Origin of the sequence: Acinetobacter sp. YH12144, assembly GCF_013418345.1 — a bacterium.
GTDB classification, from domain to species: domain Bacteria; phylum Pseudomonadota; class Gammaproteobacteria; order Pseudomonadales; family Moraxellaceae; genus Acinetobacter; species Acinetobacter amyesii.
Genome location: NZ_VPCD01000022.1, coordinates 1 through 23,001 on the forward strand (window position 1 = coordinate 1; position 23,001 = coordinate 23,001).

The following is a 23,001-nucleotide window of genomic DNA, read 5'->3' on the forward strand; positions in this document are numbered from 1 at the left end:
TAGCAATGATGATATGGACTGGTATATGTATAAAATCAGACATTTAGTTGAAAATGCATTTTGTAGATTAAAACAATTTAGAGGAATTGCCACAAGATACGATAAGCTAAAACGTAACTATCAAAGCACTGTTGCTTTAGCTTGTATATTTATATGGTTGCCTCTTTAGCTCAATTTATCGGCTGTAAATGTCAACACACCCTATATAAGTGATAAAAAAATATTCAAAAAACCACCAAAAAGTGGTTTTTTGAATTTTGTATTAATTGGAAAATTATAAGAAATTAAGAAAAATGATATTGATAAATATAATGAATTTAGAATGAAGACATTAAATTGATCGTTTTCTTAATTTAATAAATTGCTTAATATTTAATTTAGTATCTAAAAATATGATAACATGTGCACATTCTAAACAGTGGCTTAGATTGAGTCAGCCTTTAATTTTCAATTTATGCACATGAATATTTTTAATATTTATCGTATAGAGCGAAATTACAATCGCCAGCACTCATCTTTACAAGCCTGTTTCTTCCGCAGTTAGCGGATATCTCTTTGATCAATTTTGATCTGTCTTACAAATAAAACGGAATAGGGAAGGTATATCTTCATTGAAACCGTCATGGTATTCCAATGTGAATCCAAATGTGTTTATTAGCACAGTTGTTATTATCGGCATTTTCATTGCCATTGTATTTTTAGCTCCCAATGCTTTTGATCTAATTACTAAACAACTAAATCAATGGGTTACAAACTCATTCAGTTGGTTCTATGTGTTATCTGTAGCCATTTTTCTAATAGTGCTTATTTATATTGCCTGTTCAAATATGGGTAAAATTAAATTAGGTTTAGACCATAGCCAACCAAAATATAGTAATAGCTCCTGGTTTGCTATGTTATTTACTGCTGGTATGGGTATTGGCTTAATGTTTTTCGGTGTCGCGGAGCCAGTGATGCACTATGTATCACCTCCAACTGGTGATCCTGAAACGATCCAATCAGCGCAGCAAGCCATGCGCGTAACCTTCTTCCACTGGGGACTTCATGCATGGGCAATCTACACCATCGTTGGCTTAGCGTTAGCTTACTTTGCTTATAGACACAATCTACCTCTAAAAATTCGCTCTGCGTTATATCCTCTCATAGGAAAAAAAATCTATGGTCCAATCGGTGATGGTGTAGATACCTTTGCGACGATCGGTACTGTATTTGGTGTCGCAACGACATTAGGTTTTGGTGTAACCCAAATTAACTCCGGCCTGAATTATCTATTCAGGATTGAATATTCAACGACGACGCAACTAATTCTAATTGTCATTGTTACGGCTATGGCCTCTTTGTCCGTATTTATGGGCTTAGACAAGGGTATTAAACGATTATCAGAGATCAATTTAGGCTTAGCATTAACCCTCTTATTATTTGTATTTTTTGCTAGTTCAACAATATTTATATTGCAAGCGACTATACAAAATGCTGGTCAGTATTTTTCAAACTTATTTAACATGACCTTTAATTTATATGCCTATCAATCTGATGGTTGGATTGGTGGTTGGACAATTATGTACTGGGCATGGTGGATTTCATGGTCGCCATTTGTAGGTATGTTTATTGCGCGTGTGTCTGAAGGACGTACTATTCGTGAGTTTATTGTAGGTGTTTTACTTATACCAACAGGCTTCACGCTGATCTGGATGGGAGTGATGGGCAACGCTGCACTCTATAGCATCTTAAACGAAGCGAATACCTCACTGATTTCTGCAGTACAACGAGACTCATCCGTTGCGCTATTTGAGTATTTAGGAACTTTGCCATTCTCAGGCATTATGAGTTTTGTTGCGACCATATTGGTTATGCTATTTTTTGTGACTTCAGCGGACTCTGGTGCACTTGTTACAGATTATTTAACAGCTAAATCTGAGAACTCCCCAACATGGCAACGATTGTTTTGGACAACTCTAATGGCTGTTCTTGCGATTGTTTTGTTGTTTGCAGGAGGTTTAGGTGCTTTACAATCTGCAACAATGTTGAGTGCATTACCATTCACTTTTGTAATGCTTTTAATTTGCTGGGGCTTAGTCAAGGCTCTACATTTAGATGCAACCAAGATGCAAGCATTACAGGATGCGCGTATTACACCTAGAGCAATTCATAATCCAAGAAGTTGGCAGCAACGTTTAGGATTGATTATGCATTATCCGCATACACGTGAAGAAGTTGAACAATATATTGATACAACGGTAAGCCAGGCATTTTCAAATCTACAGAAAGAGTTTAAGCGTCGTCATTTAGATGTGACGGTAAACACGATAGATGATGGCTTGCAGCTTCGTGTAAACCATCAAGATGAGATTAACTTTATCTACCAAGTAGTTGTCCAAGAAAAAAATACACCAAGCTTTATGATTGATTCAGGAGAAATTACGCAAGATTATCAAGCTGAAGTATTTTTGAGGGAAGGTGGTCAAAATTATGACATCATCGAATGGACGCAAGAAGATATCTTGCAAGATGTCATTGATCAATATGAGCGTCATCTGCATTTTTTAAATTTAGTTCGAACTAAGAGCCAATAGATAAAAAACCGCCCAAATGGGCGGTTTTTATTAACATATGAGAGTTTTATAAGTAAAAATAACATATTGTTTAATAAATAGAATAATGAGGAAATTTGATATTTTGATAAAATTGTACAAATTTTGAAATAATTTAATTAAAATAAATTTGTATACTCGTCATATCCTAACCAAGCCTTTTAGATGCAAAAGCATACAACTCTGAAAAGTTTATAACTTACTGTAAATACTAAGGAATACAGTTTGATGCTTAACATTCCAATCCAATCCAAACTCGGTGGATTCTACTTTTTCTATTATTCAATAGTGGGTACATTCATGCCGTATTGGAGTTTGTATTTAGAGGATCAAGGGTTTAATTATCAAGAAATAGGTGTTTTATCTTCGATTGCAATTGTGACACGTTTTTTTGCCCCATTTATTTGGGGGTGGATTGCGGATAAATCCGGCAAGCGTATGCTTTTAGTTCGAATTGCAACTTGGATGGAAGCCTGTATTTGGTTTCTGATTTTTATAATTCCCAACAGTTTTCAGTCTGTTGCATTACTCATGCTGGTTTTTAGTTTCTTTCAAAATGCCATATTGGCTCAATTTGAAGGAGTAACTTTATTTTGGTTAGCTGAGCGGCGTGCAGAACTTTATGGAAAAGTCAGAAAATGGGGATCAGTTGGTTTCATTGTTGGGGTATTTGGAATAGGGGCTTTGCTAGAAATAATACCTGTTTCCATGCTTCCTATCATGTTGTTATGCATTGCATTTCTCGCATTTATTTGGTCATTTACGATTAAAGAGCCCGCTACTGCACCATCTTCACAGAAAAAACTTGAACCACTTTGGCCTATCTTAAAACGGCCTATTGTAGCGAGTTTTTTTATCATTGAATTTTTTCTGCTCTTTTCGCATGCACCGTTTTATAGTTTTTATAGCAATTACCTTAAGCAGGCTGATTTTTCGACGAGCCAAATCGGTTTTTTATGGTCTGTAGGAGTCATTGCAGAAATCATTATGTTTGCCTATGCCAATGTCTTTTTTAATCGATATTCTTGGCGCAATTTAGTGCTCATTTGTCTGGGGCTAACAGGGATGCGATGGTTGATTGTAGGTTTATATCCGAAGGTGTTTATCACTCAATTTGCAGCGCAAACGATTCATGCCTTTAGTTTTGGATTATTCCACTTAATCGCGATGCGGATCATTTTTCAAAATTTTACTGCGAGTCAACAAGGGCGTGGTCAAGCGCTATACAGTACCATGTGGGGCTTAGGTGTTGCGAGTGGCAGTATTTTAGCAGGCCGATATTGGGACATGCTTTCGGGACCCGTTATTTTTATGATCGCAGGACTGGTGGTTATACCTGCCATGTTTTTGGTCGTGGGCTTGCCTAAAACGATCCAAAAGCCAACTTAAAACAATTCAGTATTTTGATAAATCTCAATGAACTAAAATCACCTGATTACGGCCGAGCTCTTTGGCTTGATATAAGGCCTGATCGGCTTGATTTATCATACTTTGCAAACTTGGAGCATTGGGCAAAGACTGATGAATCAGACCTATACTCACCGTAATATAAATCGTATTTTTTTTATCAATGAAAATAGGCGTAGTTTCAACGACTTTTCGGATACGCTCAGCAATACCTTGAGCTTCAGCTGCTGCAATGTTCGTGAGTAATACACTAAACTCTTCACCACCAATACGTGCAAATAAATCAGTTTCACGTAAATTCTTACGCACAACGCTCGAAAATTCTTGTAAAACTTGGTCACCGACATAATGCCCATATTGATCATTTAATTTTTTAAAATGATCAATATCCATCATGATAATGGAAAAGTTAAGCTGAATTTGGTTTTGTAGGTAAAGCTCACCTTGCTCGAAAAAATATCGACGATTCATCGCATGAGTCAAACTATCATGATTTGCAAGGTATAAAACCTCTTTATATAATTCGTGCCGATTTCGGCTAATAATACAAAGAATCAACGGCGAGAGAATCAGCATGGCTAGGCCGATACGGACTGAAATTGCTGTCGATAAATAGGCTAATGAAGAATCGTGTAAGTAGAACGCATTTAAATTGTAATAGGTCGCTAAAATTACCACGGCATTAATTAGGGATAAGGTAAATAATCGATAGGTTAATGCTGCCCAAATTAGAGCCGCTAAAGGGTAGAGAATTGCCCCTGGACCTGTAGAAACGGCTGTTAAAAATACACAGAAGACAACTGCAATTGCCGGAAATATTTTATTGATCTGAAAGCTTTGATGACGTCGATCTTTGAAATAAAGTTTAAGATCGGCCAGTTTAGGAAAAGACAGAATAAGCGGTAATATAATCAGCGCATTTAATATTTCAGTAATCCACCACATACCAAAATCAATCGACAATCGATCGGTCGACATAAACGTGTTGGGGATATAAGGCACAGTGAAAATAGCAAAAAGAGCACCTGCAAGGCATCCACCACAGGCGATGATGACAATCATGGTCAGAAAGGTGAAACCTTTATTATAGTTTTGATAGTTCACCTGAAAATATCGCATAAAAAATAACGATACCATGCTGTTGGTTAAATTTGAAAAAGTGAGAAATAAAGTGAGTTGGAAATAATTGCCCGTCACTAAATCTGCGAGCATATAACCGGTAAATGCACCTAACCATCCTCCCAGATTACTCAGTTTAGGGAACCTTAAGAATAATGCTAATAGCACTGCATTGGCAGGCCAAAAAATCGCTAAATAGCTTAATGGGCGGGTGAAAATACCGATTAAGCAGCAGCAAAGAATAACTGCAGCGACTATTACAAAAGCCATGCTGTGGCTTGCATTAAGCGTAGCAAGACTATTCGAATGCAGTTTCATTAGCTTATGTAAGCCTAGGTTAAATATGGGAGAATTCGTTTTTTTCGTATATTAAACGATAAAAAAGATTTTATATTATTTTATTGTAAATAGTGTGATTTGTTTGGCATTTAGCTGATTTGTAGTTTCGTTAACCGAGATTGATTTTTTGGATAAATAGGAAAAATGATTGTTATGAAAATGTGATAAACCGCGGATTTGTAAAAAAATGTGTTACTTTAAGAGCATGATTTATATGTCTGATTAAATGTATGAAAATAGCATATCTTACAGTTTTACTCATGTTGAGTTCATCGTTGGTGATGGCGGCAGATAATAAGAATACAACTCAAAATTCAGAGGCTAAAAATCAAGTTGAAGCGGTGAATAGCTTTAGGGTGACAACACGTTCTGAATTGGTTGGCTTATGGGGCATGGAAATTCCGACCAATAAAAAGTGTGTTGAATATTATAATTTTAAGAGCAATAATGATGTTGTGATCAAAAGCGGTGAAGAGTGGTCATCTGGGGTATATGACTATCAACCTGCGCAAGATCCGAATGTGCAAATTCCAGCACTGATTTTACAAGTTAAATATGACAATAATCAGATGGATTGTTCGGGCAATATTCAAGATCAAACCGGCGAAATTTCACAATACTTTGTAAAGTGGAAAAGTCCATCGGTTATTAATTTCTGTGCCAATGATCAGGCTCAGCAGTGTTTTGCGACATTGCGTCGAGTATTGCCTTAAGCATGACATATTGATATTTCTTCTTATGAAAATAAAAAACCACTCATTTGAGTGGTTTTTTTGACGCTGAAGATTTATTTATCTTCATGTCCTTCGACTTTCTTTAATAGATGCTTTTCAAGATAGTGAATATCCATTGCTTGTTCGCAGAAATTTTTATCTTGAAGAATCAAATCTTTATGTAGCGGAATATTGGTTTTCACGCCAGTTAAGATAATCTCTTCTAGAGCTTGTTTCATGCGCGCAATAGAGGTTTCACGATCTTTACCATGCGCAATGAGTTTTGCAATCATTGAATCATAGTAGGGTGGGATGCTATATCCTTGATAGATATGAGAATCTAGTCGGATACCTGCGCCACCCGGTGCATAGAAATGATCGATTTTGCCCGGTGAAGGCATAAATGTAGATGGATCTTCCGCATTAATACGACATTCAATCGCATGACCTTTAAGTTGAATGTCTTCTTGTTGAAGATCCAAACCTAAGCCAGCAGCAATGCGTAATTGTTGCTCGATAATATCTACACCAGTTACTTGCTCAGTAACAGGATGTTCTACTTGCACACGAGTATTCATTTCAATAAAGAAGAATTCACCTTCTTCAAATAAGAACTCGAATGTACCCGCACCACGGTATTGCATCAATTTACAAGCATTTACACATGCTTCAAGAATATGCGCACGTGCTTCTTCAGGTAGACCCGGTGCAGGAGCTTCTTCAAGTACTTTTTGATGACGACGTTGCAATGAACAGTCACGATCATAAAGGTGAATTGCATGGCCATTACCATCTGCAAGAACTTGCACTTCGACATGGCGTGGCTTTTGAAGGAAACGTTCCATATAAACGGTATCGTCACCAAACCACATTTCAGCATCACGTTGAGCAGCTTGTACAGATTCGAGGAGTGTGTCTACACGTTCAACGATACGCATACCACGACCACCACCACCAGAAGCTGCTTTTACGATCAATGGAAAGCCAATTTCTTTAGCTTCTGCCAAAGCATTGTGAATCGTTACAGCATGGTCACAACCTGGAACAGTCGGTACGCCGGCTTTTTTCATGGCAATAATGGCAGAAACTTTGTTCCCCATTAAGCGAATGTGTTCAGGACGCGGGCCGATAAAGATAAAACCTGAGTTTTCTACAATTTCAGCAAACTCAGCATTTTCAGATAAGAAACCATAACCTGGATGGATGGCATCTGCACCGGTGATTTCAGCCGCTGTAATAATGGCAGGGATATTGAGATAACTTTCGCTGCTGGCACCTGGTCCAATACACACTGCTTCGTCACAGAAGCGTAAGTGCATTAGGTCTTTGTCGGCATCGGAATAAATCCCTACGGTTTTAATTCCTAAAGTTTTGCAAGCGCGGGTGATGCGGAGCGCAATCTCACCACGGTTTGCAATTAAAACTTTTTGCAACATTGTGATTCCCCGTGGTCTTAAGCGCGATAGCGGAATAATGGTTGACCGAATTGGATCACTTCGCCATTTTTAACCAAAATTTCTTCAATTACACCGCTTTGAGTTGCTTCAATTGGGTTCATGATTTTCATTGCTTCGATGATACCGAGTGTTTCACCAGCAGATACAGTTTGACCAACTTTCACAAATGGTGCTTCACCTGGATTTGGCGCAGCATAGAACACACCAACCATAGGAGACGGCTCAACAGCACCACGTGGTGAACGAGGTGCAGCAGGCGCAGCGGCAGGTGCAGCCATAGCAGGCGCAGCGGCAGCAACTACTGGATTGCGACGAGTTAGAGCAATCGATTGATCGCCTTCTTTAACTTCAATCGCCTGTAAGTCAGATTCAATCATCAAATCGATGAGTTTCTTGATTTTACGGATATCCATGAACAGTATTCCTAATTAAGATTGAGAAGTTGGTTGAATTTTTTCGATGGCGAAGTCTAGTGCTGCGGCATAACCTTTTGCACCTAAACCACAAATAACGCCAACGGCTTTATCAGATAGATAGGAGTGATGTCTAAATGCTTCGCGAGCGTGGACATTTGATAGATGTACTTCGATAAACGGAATGGCTACACCTAGAAGGGCATCACGCACAGCAACCGAAGTATGTGTTAGGGCTGCTGGGTTAATAATGATAAATTGAACGCCTTCTTGTTGCGCTTGATGAATTCGGTCGACGACAGCGCCTTCCCAATTACTTTGGAAAGTGTCGAGAGAAATGGAAGCGTTTTGAGCCTGTGAAATCAGTTTTTGGTTGATATCTTCGAGTGTTAGATAGCCATAAACTTCGGGTTCACGTTTTCCCAGTAAGTTGAGATTCGGTCCATGAATGACCAAAATGGTCGAGCTCATTCAGCCTGCTCCAATAAAAAGTTGCAAATTTACTTTGCAAGATACCTGCAAAGTTTGCTCATTATGGCATAAAATTCCACATTTTTTTTATAATTTCTTTGAATTGACGTGAAAAGCATGTGCCGAGAATGGGCTATATAATGCGAACTTTGCAGAGAATTGGCAATGTTAAAAGATTACATTTTTTATCATTATATTGTAGGGCATCATTTTAAACCCAATTGGCTAAAACTGTTGATATCTTTTGTGTAAACTTGCTTTTTCGTGGTGCATTCGTGTAGCAATAACCAGTACAAATGATCTGAAAGGTGAGATGGCCTGTACATTTGTCTTATAGATCGTCAGTTGAACTGCCTACGCATGCATAGTCGTAAAGATAGTATTTATTCAGCGTATTAAAAATTCTAAGGTTTAACTTATTTCACGCGTAAAGGAATCTAAATTGTTCTCAGTTTTCAATCGAGTTATTTGAAAGAATAAATCAGGTTTGTGTGCTAAGTATATAAAAATTAAAAGATAGTTACTTTTTCTATGGTTTATAAAGCATATTTCTAGGCCAATGAAATTTTTTTCATAGATGATAGGGCTCAAGCTAGATATTTTGTTTGCCTTAGCGAATTAAATATTCTGTGGGAGCATTTCCTTATAAGTAGGCAGCTTTAGATATGATGAACATTTATTGCCTAGCTAAGTCATACTTTATAGACCTATATATAAGCGTATTAACCATCCTGTGTATTTTCTAGTCAGTGTTTTGAATCTATGAAACGTGCAAGGCATTGACGATTTCTTTCATAAATCATGTAAGTTTGGAAAATCGGGTATTTGTCCAAATTTGCACAGGCATTGGCAAAAGTTAAATCTGTGGTGGTAAAGAAGCTTGCTGTTTGAATGTTGATTCTATTTTTTTTCGTCTATTTCTGTGTTTGAGCGGTATATGTCTTAAATTAAGTTTCCTTTATTCCTGTTTATACCTTTACATGGAATCTACAGCATTGAGTCTTTTGTTATAAATGAATTGATAAAACAAGGCACGAATGCTTTCGCACGGAAAAAATTTATCTATATAAGTGTAATTCACGGTAGAATGCCCGAAACCTATATGGCCTGAGAACAAACATGGCAAAACATACGCAAAATTCATCACCTTTGGCAGAACTGATTGCAGAACAAAAACTTTTATGTGAAGAAGTGGGTTCTGCATATGTAGAAGTGCAGGGCGATGATGTAATTGCTGTGGCTGTCCATACCTTAAATAAAGATCCAATAGTTGGTATTCGTAAGCCTGCAGAAGGTGATGAAAATGTCAGTTGGTATATTTATGGCGGCGAGCTTGAAGGCGCAGATAACTTTGAAACAATGACTGTGCGTAAACTGCAAGATGTTGTGCCTGAAGTGCTACCGTATTTAGCTTTGGATGTGGGCTATCGTTTTATGATCGATGCTGATGATTATGAAGATGTCTGGAAAGAAGGTGATGAGGCTTAATTTATGCATTCTCCGTTGATGTATAAACTTTATGTCTTTATTTTTTCTGTGTTTACTGCTTCTGTAGCATATGCAAATGTGAATGAAGCGGTTACTCCACAACTGACTCAAGCTGAATATAATGCTCAGATACATACATATACTGAGCAAATTAATTCAACCAAAGCCATTTTAGATGACCCTACATCTACTGCAACGGGTCAGCAGCAAACTCAAGCATTTTGTTTAAGATTGAATGCATATCGACAGATTTTAGAAATATCTCAGCAAAACTCAGCTCTTGAAATGGCCAATCTAATGCGAGTGGCTTCACAGCACTATTTACAACAACAGCAACAGAGTATGCAGTCATCTGGCTTAAACGAAAGTGCATTTTGTTCGAGTCCTACAAAATAATTTAGGTTTAAATTTCTCTGCTTAAACTTTTGGGCTCTAGTCTAACTTTCTTTCATTTTGTTCTATTTTTCATAATTCGAAATGGTCTAATATTTCAAAATTATTACAGCATTATTCACTATAGGTGCAGTTTCTAATAATCTTAGAAGTTGAAAATGTAGATTGTCAGAAAATGATATAAAATATGCTTAAATTGACAAGTCCATCACATTATTATGATCAAGTTAGAACGATTTATATGCAACAAACATCCCTGGTCCTGTTGCATAGGTCAGTACTAATACATCAACTTGTTGATGTCGTTCTCTTTTGGCCACTGAATAAGTGGCTATTTTTTTGTGAAAAATTAAATGCTTAATTGGGTGATAAATCCAATGTAGGTAACTTTTACATAATTCTTGATTTACTATCCACACACATTGACTCATATACGACATTCTTTTCGAGCAATACAATCAAATGATTTAAGCATTTTGAATTTTTATCAATTTCTTCTCAGGATGACTGATGGATAAATAGACAAATATTGCGAGTATGATAAGATGATTGAACACATTATTTTTGATGTTTGAGGAGTTGTTACATGACAGCTTATACTTCAGTAATGAAAGCAAGCCAATATGAGGACGATATGATCCCGAGCCTTGCTATCCATGCATTTCGCCATGCTTTTGAACAAGCAAGTGCGTCATCCACTGTGGTTTATGTAAAAGGTCTACAACTGGTTCAACGTCTGCAAAATGGTCAAGAAGTACAAATAAAAGATGTATCAGCCGACTTTGTACAAGTGGATGATCTACCAAAAATTTTAAAACGAAAAAAGAAAATAGAGGAAATTGTTTAATACATGCCTCCACAACCTCGCATTAGAATGTTCGCGGGTCCAAATGGTTCAGGTAAAAGCACAGTTAAAGAATATTTATTGCCCCATCATATTGGGGCATATTTAAATGCGGATGAACTCGAAGCTCAACTGAAACATTCACACCGGCTCAATTTGTTGGATTACCATCCCGCTTTAAAATCCGAAGCACTAATTGACTTTCTATATACGAAAAAGCGTCCCGCTGATGGAGAATTTATTCCGCTATTAGCACGAAAACCTCAGATATTAGATCCGTGGAAAATTGAATTTCATCCAGATCAGATTGATTCATATCTTTGTGCAAGAATTATCGATTACATCCGTTTGCAGTTTTTAGAACTAAAAATTAGTTTTACCTTTGAAACGGTGATGTCCCATATTTCCAAGGTGGAGTTTCTACGCGAAGCAAAAAGAAAAGGCTTTCGAACCTATCTATATTATGTTTCCACTATTGATCCTGTTATCAATATTTCACGTGTTCAGTACCGCGTGAAAACGGGTGGACATGGTGTGCCAGAACAAAAAATTCGCGAACGTTATTATCGAAGTATGGATCTGTTAATGCAGGCGGTAGAAGCAACGGATCGTAGTTATTTATTTGATAACTCTGCCGATGGACAGCATGCTTCTTTCATTGCGGAAATTGAACAAGCTGAAATTTTAAAGATGAATTCAGGTATTCAGCGTTTACCTTGGTGGTTTGTAGATAAGGTGCTCAAAGAGTTTGAGCCAAATTAATATCAACTGAACGTAATAAAAAACAAAATAACAGGATGAACCTATGCAAAATAACGACTATGAATTACAACAACATTCAAACTCATCTCCATTAGATCAAACTCATCTTGATCAAGCCATTGAGCAGCAAGCTGAACAAGAACAGCAAAAAAATAGTACATCATTTGATCCTTTATCTTCTCTAGATTTGACCGACTTAGCTGAAATTGGTTCGAATATTATAGAATTGGGTTCAGATGCTTTAACGTGGGTGAGCGATGCACTCAGCGATATCAGTATTGATCTATAAACTATCTATTATTTCAATTAACTTCATAATAAACAGCCTTTATTGAAAAATCTCCGAGGATATATTTCGTGATTTTTCAAGTTTATAAATTATTTCTAAATAAATTAATCAAACACTCTTGAAACGTTGAATTTTTCAATCAGGAAAAGGCAAGTCAGAACGAATATTTCGGTTGGAGGGCTTGCATCTTTTTTTAAATAACATATTATAAAAACATATATTGTTTTTGTGGCTGATGAATATGCATCCCTTTCTAACCGCTTTTCTCGGCGGGACCTTATTGGGCCTAGCCGCAGTTGGCTACCTATACGTACATGGTCGAATCGCCGGTATCAGTGGTTTAATTGCGCAAATGTTGAATCCTCAAACGATTTTAAAAACACCTGCGATATGGTTTTTAGCGGGACTTTTTATTGTGCCTTTTATCTACGGGAAAATGACCTCTGTGACAATTGAACTGGATGCAAGCCCATGGATGATGATCATTGCCGGGGTATTGGTTGGATTCGGAACGCGATTAGGTTCAGGTTGTACAAGCGGACATGGCATTTGCGGTATTAGTCGTCTTTCTAAGCGTTCATTCGTTGCAACTGCTAGTTTTATGTTGGCAGGGATTATCACAGTTTATGTAATGAGACATGTAATCGGAGCTTAATGATGAAAAATATATTGGCTTTTATTTTTGGTGGAATTTTCTCATTAGGTTTAATGATTTCTGGCATGTCTAATCCAGAAAAGGTCTTAAGTTTCCTTGATATAACAGGGCAGTGGGATGCGAGTTTAGCTTTTGTGATGATGGGAGCCATTGCAGTTGCATTTATTCCATTTCAAATGGCCGTTCGTCAATCAAAACCGACAACCTTTGATGGGACGGCGATTGAATTACCGAGTAATAATCAAATTGATGCAAAACTCGTCATGGGGAGTGTTATCTTTGGAATAGGTTGGGGCATTGCTGGGATTTGTCCTGCGCCAGCCTTTACTTTGATCGGGCTTGGTTATTATCAAGCGATCTATTTCGTTGTAGCGATGTTTGCGGGCGTCTATATACATCGTAAATTTTCGGGAGCAAATTAATGTCAAATCGTGCACAGGTACAACATTTTTTTGATGAAAATACCAATACATTCAGTTATGTGGTAGCCGATCCGCAAACAAACCGATGTGCGATTATAGACAGTGTATTGGATTATGATGCTGCTTCTGCAACTACTCAAACGAAGCATGCAGATTTGATTATTCATTATATTCAAGAAAATAGCCTAAGCGTAGAATGGATTTTAGAAACGCATGTGCACGCAGATCACTTAACGGCATCACAATATTTAAAACAGGTTCTTGGTGGCAAAATTGCGATGAGCCATAACATCAAGATTGTGCAGGAAACATTCAGCGCCATTTATAATTTTGATGTGAAATATTTTAATTCACATCAGTCTTTTGATTATTTATTTGCAGATCATGAGGCATTTAAAATCGGTGAGTTAAAGGCCTATAACATTCCAACGCCTGGACATACACCTGCTTGTCTGAGCTATGTGGTTGGTGATGATGCTGTGTTTGTCGGTGATACCTTATTTATGCCTGATTATGGCACAGCACGCTGTGATTTTCCCAAGGGCAGTGCAGCAGTATTATTCGATTCAGTACAAAAGATTTATCAGTTAGCACCTGAAATGCGCTTGTTTTTATGCCATGACTATTTACCAGAAAATCGGTCAGAATACTGCTGTGAAAGCAGTGTACATGCGCAAAAACAGCAGAATATTCATATCCACGTTGGTACGAAAAAAGAAGATTTTGTCACAATGCGAACTCAGCGTGATGCAAATTTGGCTATGCCAAAACTGATTTTACCTGCAATACAAATCAATATGGATGCAGGTAAATTTCCAAAACCAGAAGGGAATGGTATTCGCTATTTAAAAATTCCTTTTAATCACTTTAAATCTGCAAATTAAAGACAAAAATCCTTTAGGTTGAATGTAGCTCGCTATTTCATTTTATTAAATAGCCTAAGCAAATTAAATAGTTGTTACATAAAATAGCCTAAGTGTGATTAATAAATTTTAACGGCCATTTGATTTCATTCCATCAACTAGGCATCATAATGTCAATTTAACATAGTATTCAGAAATGATCCTAAATTACGAATATCATCAAAAATTAGAAGGCGAAACGCATCCACTAGTCTTTATTCACGGTTTATTTGGCAGCCTGAGCAACTTAGGGATGCTTGCCAGAGCTTTTCAAAATTCACATTCAGTGATTCAGCTCGATTTACGAAATCATGGTAAATCACCTCAAAGTACAGAAATGAATTATCGTGAAATGGCAAACGATGTACTTGAGACATTAGATGTAATTGGCATCGATAAGTTTTCAGTGATTGGCCATTCCATGGGAGGAAAGGTCGCAATGCAATTGGCTTTAATCTCAGAGCGGGTAGTGCAACTTGTTGTACTGGATATCGCGCCCTTTGCATATCAAGAACGTCATCATGATGAAATATTTAAAGCTTTGATCGCTGTACAAAATGCACAAATTCAATCTAGACAACAAGCGGTTGAAATTATGCGTGAGTATATTCATTTCGATATGGTGATACAGTTTCTGCTCAAGTCTTTTAGCAAAGGACAATGGTTGTTTAATGTAGATGCGTTGTATAAACAATATGACCAGATTATTGGTTGGGAAAATATTGAAAATACTTGGCAACAGCCTGTATTGTTCATCAAAGGTGGAGAGTCACCTTATATTTCAAAAGTGGAACATACCAATACGATAGAACAACAATTTCCAAATGCGAAAATTGTAGAGATAGAAGGCGCAGGCCATTGGTTACATGCAGAAAAAACAACTGAAGTAATAGAGCAAATACAAAATTATCTAGAATAATACAATGTGCCTTCAATTATATTTTGAAGGCACAACATCGAAATATTACTCAATTGAAATATTATTGGCTTGAAGCTGACCTTCAGAGGTGAGTAGTGCCGCCATCTCTGCAGTTTTTTTCAGGCCTGGCATACGATATTCTGTATGGCCATAATCTTGAATGGATTTCCAGCGTCCGCCCCATGTTAAACCGACAGACTCAGCGGCTTGACCGTAAAGTTGATAACCACGCATAGCCCAAGGGTCTCGTTCAGTAATGACCACTTTTCCATTGCGTTTAAAGGCGACATCGGCTGCTAAACCAAACTGATGATAACTTTGGAAGCCACGCGCACGAGTGGTATTTTTATTGGTGGCTAAATTATTTTGACGTTCTGGACTACGATAACCTTCAAGCAAAATCATTTCATAGCCATGTTGTTCACGCATGATTTTGAACACCATCAATAAACGCTGCTTATAACGTGGGTTCATTTTATGCCATTTACGATCTGCTGAAGGCACATCTGTAGAGTATGAATGCGTATGGATATCTTGAACTTCTGGATTGAAACTTAAGGCCATAACAGATGGCTGCTCAATCATTGCTGCTTCTTCAGCGATCGCTTCTTGAACAAGATATTCTTCAACTTCAGGAGGTGCATCTAAAACCTGTCCATCAAGCATGGCGTAAATTTGTGGGTCGACTTTGCGTAAATAATCCGCTTCTACTTTACTTGCAGTAATCGGCCGCGTAAAAGCAAATAATAAAATACTGGCAAACAGTAAAAAGCCAGCAAATAAAATCCACCATTGTTGTAAATGCCAGTGTGATTGAATTTGTTGTGGTGCTGCTGCATAGTTCAGTTCATAAGCAAAATTTTTGGCGTGCTGAATTCTTTTTTTACTTTGTGGAATGATTTGAAAGAAAAAATCCTGAACTTTAACTCTGAGTTCATAAGAAAAACAAAGCACTGTCACCAGTGCTAAGACAAAGAAACAACTAACCAAAAAGATGATCATGGGGAAACTGTAGCGCTCACAGTCGCATTAGCAGTGTTTGTTGCAGCAACCACTTTCGGACGTTTGGTTTCAGAAATTTGCGTTCCACCCATCGGCTCTTCGAAGTGCTCATCTTCTTTTGCTGCTTTCGTAGAAGGCTCTGTAGGTTTGGTCACCTTAGCTGTTGTTGGCGCAGCTTTTGGTTTTACTAATGTAGTAGGAATATGTTGTTTAACGGTTGTTGTAGCAGCTACAACAGGGCGCTGCGGTTGGGTAATTTCAAAAGGTGAACGGTTATTCGCCACAGCTTGAACAGGCTGAGTTGCCTTAGCCGTGTTACCATGATTGAAAGCAGTAGCTAAATCATTCGAATATAAATCATTATCCGGATCTTTTTCTTCAGTTGCATGAACGGTTTGCTGCGCTTTTTCAGCTGAAGCTTGCTCATTTTCGTTTTGACGAGGTACAGCGGATGCCTCAGTTTCAGCTTTATCTTCAGTTGGGGCAGAAGTAGTCATTTCTGCATTTGTAGGCTGATCGTCAGAATTTAGATAAAAATATCCCAGGCCAACAACAATAATCACCGCTGCACCAACAAGAAAGCCGATAGCAGCATGAGCTAAAGGCGGTAAATTATTTTTTTGAGTCGACTGTAAAATTCTAACGTTATTCGATTTTTCGTTTGCCATGGTGTCTAAGTCTTATGGTAAATGAATGGTGATATAAGCCTGTTCCGATGGGGCAGTTATGACGTTTTGATATTGTGATAACGCCTGATTATTTTGGCTAGATAACATATATCTCAGTCCACCAAATGCTAATACAGCAAACAAAGCCCAAAAGATAATGATCCAAAAAAATGGTAATTCACGGTGAATAATGTTTTTAATTTGATCCGGTAATGCCGCGAAAGGCGAAAACGCCTTTTTACCTTTCATATAATCAATTTCATCGCCGACACGTGCAACGAGTGAATTGAGCATTTCAATCGATTCAAGTCGGTATTTACCATGAAAACCAAGGAGCATGCAGTAATGATAAACTTCAAGTGCTGCTAAACGATCTTTATTCTTAGAACGAATTTGCTCTAAATTTTCAAAAAAGCGGTAACCCGCAAGCTGTGAACCAAAAAGACTTAATTGCAATGGATTCATCATCCAATTGTTTTGTAAATCAAAAAAGCGTGCATCTTGTTGGGTGACAATGGTTTCATCTAATAAAGCGCAATAGGCATATTTTGCGTCCGTGATATCTTCATTGCTGAATTGAAGCTTACGGGCTTGGCTTTCAAATCGGTTTAATAGATCCATAATTTTTGTCCTGAAACTTTCAGGGCTGGATGGAACATATTGATTTTTGAGTAAGAATACGATGTAAAAACCATCATGCAGTAGATCAACTAAATTGGTTGAACTGTTGATTTTCGGTTCAGCACTTGGTTTTGAAGAGCCTAATCCTATTTGACCGTCGTCAAAAAGTGAAGGGGCATTATTTGAAATATTCATGATTGCTCCTTAACCATTCATCACAGCAATAAGTTCAATCGAGATATCTTGGAAGCCAGCTGGTATGTAAACGCAGATGGATTCAGAATCAAGCATACGCTGATACAAATCATTATTTGGCTCAACTTCAAAATAACTCACACCTGAACGAACTGGAATTGCTGTTGGCACTTGCATCATATGTTGCAATGGAACAGCAGGTAATGCCGCCATGACACGCTGTTCAACATCGACAGTATTGCCGACTTTAAAGCGCAGCGGTACATAAGAAATAATGTCATGTGTAGGCATCACACTACTTGAAACAGCTAAATACAGGCGCGAATCGCGAGTAATTTTGTCACTTTCAAGACTGCCCACCCAGTAGGATTGACGGGTTTCTTTCAAGTTAATACTGATATATCGATTTGAAATAATCGTATCGAGCAACTCACGTAAAATCACATCTAATTGAGCAAAACTTTCTTGCAAATTATGATGTTGATACTGTGGAAGCCGATCTACTTCATAAGCTGTAGAGAAGGTGAGTAAGGAACCTGTCAGACGCAATAATTCAAAATACAAACGTTCAGGATGAATCAGTGGATATTGCAATAAATGATTTAAGGTCGCATGCGCAGTATTCAGCGCATTAACCAACCAAAATGAAACGATATCACCAGAACGGAATTCAATTAACTTTTGTTCGTTTTCACGATTATTCGATTGAATGGTTTTAATTTTAGCTTTGATAATATTGAGCGTTCGTTTAAGCCCGGTAATCAGTGAATCACACGAACTAATATGTAATATTGGTGGGATAAATTGATAATCTAAAACAAAATTACCTGAACTTTGGCGCTTAATTCGGCCTATAGGCATATAAAGAAAACCATCAAGATTGTGCTGTGGTTCTTGGCCTAATTCAAAGATTTTGAACTCTGCACGGCGGCGTAATAAAGTGATTTCAGCAGCCGTTGCATCTGTAAACAAATCATGAGTTTCAGTCAAATGTGAATGATAGCGACTCGATTGGGTATTTTCTTCAAAATTGACGTTTCGTTTATTCGGTTGAACGATTGGTAATGCTAAATAAATTTGCATTTCGCCGCGTAAATTTAATGAATCAAGTAGTACAGGCTCAGGTAATAAGTCTTGTGCAGGTGCTTGATAAATCTCGCCATCTTGCCAAATCATTTCAACTTTATTCAAAGCTAATGTGTTGGTACTGAGTTGCGATTCATCAAAAATTAAACTTTGAATACCATAAGCGAACGGTATCGTTGCGCGAACCGTATGGTTTAAACGCTGTTCATGATAAGCATCTTGTAATTGAAAGTGTTGTGGGCGTAAAAATAATCCTTCACCCCATAAAATTTTTTCTGCTTTAAACATTGTTTTTACCAGTCGCTATTCGATTCATTACTTTGTTGCTGAACACCTAACATTTCTTGTACAGCTTCAAGAGGGTTTTCATCTTTAATCACATGAGTTAACCATTCATGCAGAGGCATTTGTGACCATTTAATGGTTTTTTGCAGCATATAACTGACAGGGCTATGCGGCTCATTCACTTGGAAATAGTCCGCAATATCTTGTAAAACTTTCATGGCTTGTTCACGGTTTTCAAGATGATTTTGCACTTGAGGTTTAAATTGCTGTGTATGCTGTTGTTGTATTATTTGCATATCATTCTGCACGGAATTTACAGTGGAAAGTGTCGGGCTTTCAATTGGAGAATTTGATTGAACAGGTTCAGCACTTGATGAATTGATAAAAGCATCTGCTTTATAGATTTTTTTCAAGCTCAAGTGAATCATTTCGATTTGAGAGTCAATACCAGCAAAGCTTGGCGCATCTAACCCCATCAAACCATCAAGAGTCGTTTTTAAGTTTTCCCAATGATTTAAAATATCTAAAAACTGTTGGTAATACTGGTATTGAATTGATTTTGACGTATTGAACAAGGCATGTTCAAACTGTTCCATACCATTAAACGACTCTTCTTGATCATCATCTTCATGGTTAGATTTACGTCTTTGGTTTTGAACATGCAGCAGTCGATCATAGTCGGACAGGGAATACGCTGCCGTACCATGAACGATTGAAACTGATTTAATTAATGTTGGGATTTGATTAATTATCCCTTGTAATAGACCTAGACGTTGATCAAGGTCATCATCCTCAATTTCAGGATGAAGTTGTAGCCAAAAGTCTTGCAAACTTTTTTGTGTAAGTTCAATCCCTTTGGCAATCCCTTCGAAACCATGAATGTGAGTCCACGCTTCAAGCAACCAACCATATAAGCGAATATCTTTAGTTTGTTCGCGAAGTAGATCTGACGATTTTTGGTGCACAAAGCCCCAATCTGCCTGTTTTGGTTCTGCGATCCAGTCGCCTTGATCCAAGAGTGGGTCATCTTGTGTTTTAGCTTTTTTAATTGCATGAAAATCATTGGAAAATGAAAAATCACTACCGCAAGGTAAATCATCCGTAATCGGTTGCAATAAAGCGTCGAGCTCTAAACTCATATTCTACATCGTTCCTAGCTTATGCTTCTAAGGTTTTAGTCTTTTTGCTGCTGCGTTTTTTCGCAGGTTTACTTTTAGGATCTAAAACATAAATAATTTCATCGTCTTTGACATCGATTTCAATGACCGATGGAATCTTTTGCTCACTCATTGCCATGAGTAATTCAGTGGCTAAAGCAGGCAAGACCGTCGCATTTAAAATGTTGTCGACATTACGCGCACCACTATCGACCTCAGTACAGCGACTTAATAATAATTCGACTAAATCATCGGTATAGCGTGTTTGCGTACCATATTGTTTTTCAATACGCGCGGTGATTTTGCCTAATTTATGCTGAATAATGCGTACGAGCAGATCATCGTGCAATGGGAAATACGGCACGATACGCATACGACCTAAAAATGCCGGCTTAAATTGTTTATATAAAGCTGGTTTTAATACATCTAGAAGTTCTTCTGCTGACGGCCATTCTTCTACTGGCTGATTTAAACAAGCCTGCATAATGGCACTAGAGCCGGCATTTGAAGTCAATAAGATCGTGGTATTTTTAAAGTCAATGACACGACCTTCACCATCTTCCAAAGTACCTTTATCGAATACTTGGTAGAATAGCTCTTGAACATCGCTGTGTGCTTTTTCAATCTCATCGAGCAAAACCACACTATATGGATTTCGGCGAACTGCTTCTGTCAGTACGCCACCTTGGCCATAACCGATATAACCTGGAGGAGCACCTTTTAAAGACGAGACGGTATGTGCTTCTTGATACTCAGACATGTTAATGGTGATTAAATGTGACTCACCACCATATAACTCGTTTGCTAACGCAAGTGCAGTTTCGGTTTTACCCACACCACTTGGGCCAACCAGCATGAAAACGCCTTGAGGTTTATTTGGATCTTCCAATTTTGCCTTAGAGGTTTTAATACCTTGTACCAGTTGATGCAGTGCATAATCTTGACCCATCACACGTTGTTCTAACTGTGCTTCAAGCTTCAAAATTTGCTGAATTTCATCATTCACCATTTTCCCAACAGGGATACCGGTCCAGTCTGAAATGATTTCATTAATAATTTGTGCATTCACACGCTCAAAAACAAGCGGCGTTTGACCTTGTAAAGTTGCCAGTTGGTTACGAATATTGCTTAAAGTTTCAATATTTTCTGGTTTTTGCTCGGACTCTTGTTCAAGCGTTTTAATCTGTTGAACGAATTCGAGTTCTTTTTTCCACTGCGTTTCTGTCGACTGAATTTCTTGTTCAAGCGCGGATATTTGTGTTTTTACACTTTCAATGCGTTCGTGGTGAATAGGAATATTCTTATGTTCATTTTCAAGAATCGCCAATTCAAGCTTCAAATTATGTAATTGAGCATGAAGTTGATCCAATTTTACAGGTTGTGCATTTTGCGTTAACGCAACACGCGCAGAAGCCGTATCTAAGACACTAATCGCTTTATCAGGCAATTGACGGCCAGTGATATAACGGTGTGATGCATGGACTGCAGTAACGATAGCTTCATCGTCAATTTGTAAATTGAAATGTTTTGCCATCACGGGAATCATGGCACGCAGCATATCGATTGCGACTTCTTCAGTCGGTTCTTCAACCTGAATTACTTGGAAGCGTCGGCTTAATGCGGCATCTTTTTCAAAATACTGCTTATATTCAGCCCATGTGGTTGCGGCAATGGTTCTTAACTCACCACGTGCGAGCGCCGGTTTTAACAGGTTTGCTGCATCATTTTGGCCTGCTTGACCACCCGCACCAATCAACGTGTGTGCTTCATCAATAAATAAAATGATTGGATGTGCAGAGGCTTGAACTTCATGAATGACTTGTTTTAAGCGATTTTCGAATTCACCTTTAACACTGGCACCCGCTTGTAGTAAGCCCATATCTAAAGTATGAATGCTGACGTTTTTTAAAGCATCTGGAACTTGGTTGGTTGCGATTTTTAATGCCAGACCTTCAACAACGGCCGTTTTACCAACACCAGGCTCACCCGTTAAAATCGGATTGTTTTGACGACGACGCATCAAAATATCGAGCATTAAGCGGATTTCAAACTCACGACCAATCACAGGATCTATGCCGCCATTTTTAGCTTTTTCAGTTAGATTAATGGTGTATTGGTCTAGAGCAGGTGTTTTAACTGGCGTTGTTGCATTCGTTTGTGCTGCTGATTTTTCATCTGGTGATACCGTTGCTAAATCTTCATTTTCAATGCTCTTTAGGCAAAGATCTAAAAATTTATGTTTAATCGTATCGATAGGTAATAAATCGAACAGGGAAGAGGCTCTTGCTGCAATTTGGTATAAGTCTGGCGCGGTGAGGAGCGCAACAAGTAAATGACCACTACGAATTTGTGGATTTTGTTCAGCGGATGCTAATAACCAAGCTTGTTCAAGTAAGCGTACAATAGATTGGGCAAAAATAGGGGTACGCGTATTTCCTTTAGGCAGTTGAGCGATACTTTCTTTGAGGTCATCTGCCAAACCATCTGTAGAAACTTTGTATTTTTCTAAGAGTATTTGAAGGTCATTTTTATTGTTATAGGTTAATAATTCGAGTAAAAAATGTTCAATTTCGATTTCATAATTTTGCTGTGAAATACATGTATTGGCTGACTTTTCGAGTGAAATGCGGGCGTGAGGTGAAAGTTTAGTAATTAAAACTTTTAAATTATTCATAAATAACTCATCAAATTTAGAATCCACAGTACGAAATTTTACAAGTTTGACTGTGATCTCTTTTTTCTTGCTATAAAAATAAAAACTTTAAAATCAACACCTTATATATTATTAGTGTCTTGCTTTAGG

At 37.8% G+C, this 23,001-nt stretch carries 22 protein-coding genes and 1 pseudogene; 13 read left to right on the top strand and 10 right to left on the bottom strand.

Features of this window, described 5'->3' with window-relative positions; all coding sequences use genetic code 11:
• The 3 genes and pseudogenes from FTU79_RS13670 to FTU79_RS13680 all read left to right on the top strand — a co-directional run.
• Positions 1–169, top strand: a pseudogene (locus FTU79_RS13670) (IS5/IS1182 family transposase); the annotation flags it as partial.
• A gap of 433 nt (positions 170–602) precedes the next feature.
• A complete protein-coding gene (locus FTU79_RS13675) occupies positions 603–2,573 on the top strand; it encodes a choline BCCT transporter BetT (RefSeq protein ID WP_180008104.1) in 1,971 nt (656 codons plus the stop codon).
• 246 nt (positions 2,574–2,819) lie between these two features.
• A complete protein-coding gene (locus tag FTU79_RS13680; RefSeq protein WP_180050765.1) occupies positions 2,820–3,980 on the top strand; it encodes an MFS transporter in 1,161 nt (386 codons plus the stop codon).
• A gap of 24 nt (positions 3,981–4,004) precedes the next feature.
• Here the strand turns inward: FTU79_RS13680 and FTU79_RS13685 are convergent, their stop codons facing one another.
• On the bottom strand, positions 4,005–5,387 hold the full coding sequence (locus tag FTU79_RS13685; protein WP_257224315.1) for a sensor domain-containing diguanylate cyclase: 1,383 nt from the start codon (positions 5,385–5,387) through the stop codon (positions 4,005–4,007).
• Between the two features lie 299 nt (positions 5,388–5,686).
• Here FTU79_RS13685 and FTU79_RS13690 point away from each other — a divergent pair, with 299 nt between their 5' ends.
• Complete coding sequence (locus FTU79_RS13690) at positions 5,687–6,169, top strand: hypothetical protein (RefSeq protein ID WP_078190792.1); 483 nt, start codon at positions 5,687–5,689, stop codon at positions 6,167–6,169.
• Positions 6,170–6,243: 74 nt separating this feature from the next.
• Here FTU79_RS13690 and accC read toward each other — a convergent pair whose 3' ends face one another.
• Genes accC through aroQ form a run of 3 tightly spaced genes read right to left on the bottom strand, consistent with a single transcriptional unit; the run spans position 6,244 to position 8,510 of the window.
• Positions 6,244–7,605 carry an acetyl-CoA carboxylase biotin carboxylase subunit gene (accC, locus tag FTU79_RS13695; RefSeq protein WP_111885487.1) on the bottom strand — a complete coding sequence of 454 codons (1,362 nt, stop codon included), beginning with the start codon at positions 7,603–7,605 and terminating at the stop codon, positions 6,244–6,246.
• A gap of 17 nt (positions 7,606–7,622) precedes the next feature.
• Positions 7,623–8,039 (bottom strand): acetyl-CoA carboxylase biotin carboxyl carrier protein, encoded by a 417-nt coding sequence (gene accB / locus FTU79_RS13700; RefSeq protein WP_078190790.1) that lies wholly within the window; start codon positions 8,037–8,039, stop codon positions 7,623–7,625.
• A gap of 15 nt (positions 8,040–8,054) precedes the next feature.
• Entirely contained in the window at positions 8,055–8,510 is a 456-nt protein-coding gene (gene aroQ / locus FTU79_RS13705) for a type II 3-dehydroquinate dehydratase (RefSeq protein ID WP_078190789.1), read from the bottom strand.
• Positions 8,511–9,629: 1,119 nt separating this feature from the next.
• On the opposite strand from aroQ, the gene FTU79_RS13710 reads away from it, so the two are divergent.
• The 9 genes from FTU79_RS13710 (at position 9,630) to FTU79_RS13750 (ending at position 15,184) form a co-directional block, all read left to right on the top strand.
• Positions 9,630–9,998 carry a hypothetical protein gene (locus FTU79_RS13710; protein ID WP_078190788.1) on the top strand — a complete coding sequence of 123 codons (369 nt, stop codon included), beginning with the start codon at positions 9,630–9,632 and terminating at the stop codon, positions 9,996–9,998.
• Positions 9,999–10,001: 3 nt separating this feature from the next.
• The gene (locus FTU79_RS13715) at positions 10,002–10,394 is read left to right on the top strand and encodes a hypothetical protein (protein ID WP_180050770.1); all 393 of its coding nucleotides are present in this window, start codon (positions 10,002–10,004) and stop codon (positions 10,392–10,394) included.
• Between the two features lie 583 nt (positions 10,395–10,977).
• Entirely contained in the window at positions 10,978–11,238 is a 261-nt protein-coding gene (locus tag FTU79_RS13720; protein WP_168379492.1) for a hypothetical protein, read from the top strand.
• Positions 11,239–11,241: 3 nt separating this feature from the next.
• Positions 11,242–11,997 (top strand): zeta toxin, encoded by a 756-nt coding sequence (locus FTU79_RS13725; RefSeq protein ID WP_252725865.1) that lies wholly within the window; start codon positions 11,242–11,244, stop codon positions 11,995–11,997.
• Between the two features lie 43 nt (positions 11,998–12,040).
• Positions 12,041–12,286 (top strand): hypothetical protein, encoded by a 246-nt coding sequence (locus FTU79_RS13730; RefSeq protein ID WP_180050773.1) that lies wholly within the window; start codon positions 12,041–12,043, stop codon positions 12,284–12,286.
• 241 nt (positions 12,287–12,527) lie between these two features.
• Positions 12,528–12,941, top strand: coding sequence for a YeeE/YedE family protein (locus tag FTU79_RS13735; RefSeq protein ID WP_180005525.1), 414 nt, complete (start codon positions 12,528–12,530; stop codon positions 12,939–12,941).
• Positions 12,942–12,943: 2 nt separating this feature from the next.
• Entirely contained in the window at positions 12,944–13,363 is a 420-nt protein-coding gene (locus FTU79_RS13740) for a DUF6691 family protein (RefSeq protein ID WP_180050835.1), read from the top strand.
• Positions 13,363–14,247 carry an MBL fold metallo-hydrolase gene (locus FTU79_RS13745; protein WP_180050776.1) on the top strand — a complete coding sequence of 295 codons (885 nt, stop codon included), beginning with the start codon at positions 13,363–13,365 and terminating at the stop codon, positions 14,245–14,247. Before FTU79_RS13740 ends, FTU79_RS13745 begins: the two co-directional genes overlap by 1 nt.
• Positions 14,248–14,422: 175 nt before the next feature.
• A complete protein-coding gene (locus tag FTU79_RS13750) occupies positions 14,423–15,184 on the top strand; it encodes an alpha/beta fold hydrolase (RefSeq protein ID WP_168379488.1) in 762 nt (253 codons plus the stop codon).
• A gap of 45 nt (positions 15,185–15,229) precedes the next feature.
• Here FTU79_RS13750 and FTU79_RS13755 read toward each other — a convergent pair whose 3' ends face one another.
• Genes FTU79_RS13755 through tssH form a run of 6 tightly spaced genes read right to left on the bottom strand, consistent with a single transcriptional unit; the run spans position 15,230 to position 22,872 of the window.
• On the bottom strand, positions 15,230–16,186 hold the full coding sequence (locus tag FTU79_RS13755; protein WP_180050780.1) for a M15 family metallopeptidase: 957 nt from the start codon (positions 16,184–16,186) through the stop codon (positions 15,230–15,232).
• Positions 16,183–16,854: a hypothetical protein gene (locus FTU79_RS13760; RefSeq protein ID WP_180050783.1), complete on the bottom strand. Its 672-nt coding sequence runs from the start codon at positions 16,852–16,854 to the stop codon at positions 16,183–16,185. Before FTU79_RS13760 ends, FTU79_RS13755 begins: the two co-directional genes overlap by 4 nt.
• Before the next feature lie 12 nt (positions 16,855–16,866).
• Positions 16,867–17,670 (bottom strand): type IVB secretion system protein IcmH/DotU, encoded by an 804-nt coding sequence (gene icmH / locus FTU79_RS13765; RefSeq protein ID WP_111885479.1) that lies wholly within the window; start codon positions 17,668–17,670, stop codon positions 16,867–16,869.
• A 9-nt stretch (positions 17,671–17,679) separates the two neighbouring features.
• Complete coding sequence (tssK, locus tag FTU79_RS13770; RefSeq protein WP_180050787.1) at positions 17,680–19,044, bottom strand: type VI secretion system baseplate subunit TssK; 1,365 nt, start codon at positions 19,042–19,044, stop codon at positions 17,680–17,682.
• 5 nt (positions 19,045–19,049) lie between these two features.
• Entirely contained in the window at positions 19,050–20,180 is a 1,131-nt protein-coding gene (gene tssA / locus FTU79_RS13775; protein WP_180050790.1) for a type VI secretion system protein TssA, read from the bottom strand.
• A 19-nt stretch (positions 20,181–20,199) separates the two neighbouring features.
• Positions 20,200–22,872: a type VI secretion system ATPase TssH gene (gene tssH / locus FTU79_RS13780; protein WP_180050793.1), complete on the bottom strand. Its 2,673-nt coding sequence runs from the start codon at positions 22,870–22,872 to the stop codon at positions 20,200–20,202.
• Positions 22,873–23,001 lie beyond the last annotated feature (129 nt).

Coding starts and splice junctions, on each gene's coding strand:
- FTU79_RS13715 (WP_180050770.1), top strand. CDS start 10,002: ATGCATTCTCCGTTGATGTATAAACTTTATGTCTTTATTTTTTCTGTG.
- tssH (WP_180050793.1), bottom strand. CDS start 22,872: ATGAATAATTTAAAAGTTTTAATTACTAAACTTTCACCTCACGCCCGC.
- FTU79_RS13745 (WP_180050776.1), top strand. CDS start 13,363: ATGTCAAATCGTGCACAGGTACAACATTTTTTTGATGAAAATACCAAT.
- tssK (WP_180050787.1), bottom strand. CDS start 19,044: ATGTTTAAAGCAGAAAAAATTTTATGGGGTGAAGGATTATTTTTACGC.
- FTU79_RS13690 (WP_078190792.1), top strand. CDS start 5,687: ATGAAAATAGCATATCTTACAGTTTTACTCATGTTGAGTTCATCGTTG.
- accB (WP_078190790.1), bottom strand. CDS start 8,039: ATGGATATCCGTAAAATCAAGAAACTCATCGATTTGATGATTGAATCT.
- FTU79_RS13680 (WP_180050765.1), top strand. CDS start 2,820: ATGCTTAACATTCCAATCCAATCCAAACTCGGTGGATTCTACTTTTTC.
- FTU79_RS13730 (WP_180050773.1), top strand. CDS start 12,041: ATGCAAAATAACGACTATGAATTACAACAACATTCAAACTCATCTCCA.
- aroQ (WP_078190789.1), bottom strand. CDS start 8,510: ATGAGCTCGACCATTTTGGTCATTCATGGACCGAATCTCAACTTACTG.
- accC (WP_111885487.1), bottom strand. CDS start 7,605: ATGTTGCAAAAAGTTTTAATTGCAAACCGTGGTGAGATTGCGCTCCGC.
- tssA (WP_180050790.1), bottom strand. CDS start 20,180: ATGAGTTTAGAGCTCGACGCTTTATTGCAACCGATTACGGATGATTTA.
- FTU79_RS13710 (WP_078190788.1), top strand. CDS start 9,630: ATGGCAAAACATACGCAAAATTCATCACCTTTGGCAGAACTGATTGCA.
- FTU79_RS13750 (WP_168379488.1), top strand. CDS start 14,423: ATGATCCTAAATTACGAATATCATCAAAAATTAGAAGGCGAAACGCAT.
- FTU79_RS13735 (WP_180005525.1), top strand. CDS start 12,528: ATGCATCCCTTTCTAACCGCTTTTCTCGGCGGGACCTTATTGGGCCTA.
- FTU79_RS13725 (WP_252725865.1), top strand. CDS start 11,242: ATGCCTCCACAACCTCGCATTAGAATGTTCGCGGGTCCAAATGGTTCA.
- FTU79_RS13685 (WP_257224315.1), bottom strand. CDS start 5,387: ATGGCTTTTGTAATAGTCGCTGCAGTTATTCTTTGCTGCTGCTTAATC.
- FTU79_RS13760 (WP_180050783.1), bottom strand. CDS start 16,854: ATGGCAAACGAAAAATCGAATAACGTTAGAATTTTACAGTCGACTCAA.
- icmH (WP_111885479.1), bottom strand. CDS start 17,670: ATGAATATTTCAAATAATGCCCCTTCACTTTTTGACGACGGTCAAATA.
- FTU79_RS13720 (WP_168379492.1), top strand. CDS start 10,978: ATGACAGCTTATACTTCAGTAATGAAAGCAAGCCAATATGAGGACGAT.
- FTU79_RS13740 (WP_180050835.1), top strand. CDS start 12,944: ATGAAAAATATATTGGCTTTTATTTTTGGTGGAATTTTCTCATTAGGT.
- FTU79_RS13755 (WP_180050780.1), bottom strand. CDS start 16,186: ATGATCATCTTTTTGGTTAGTTGTTTCTTTGTCTTAGCACTGGTGACA.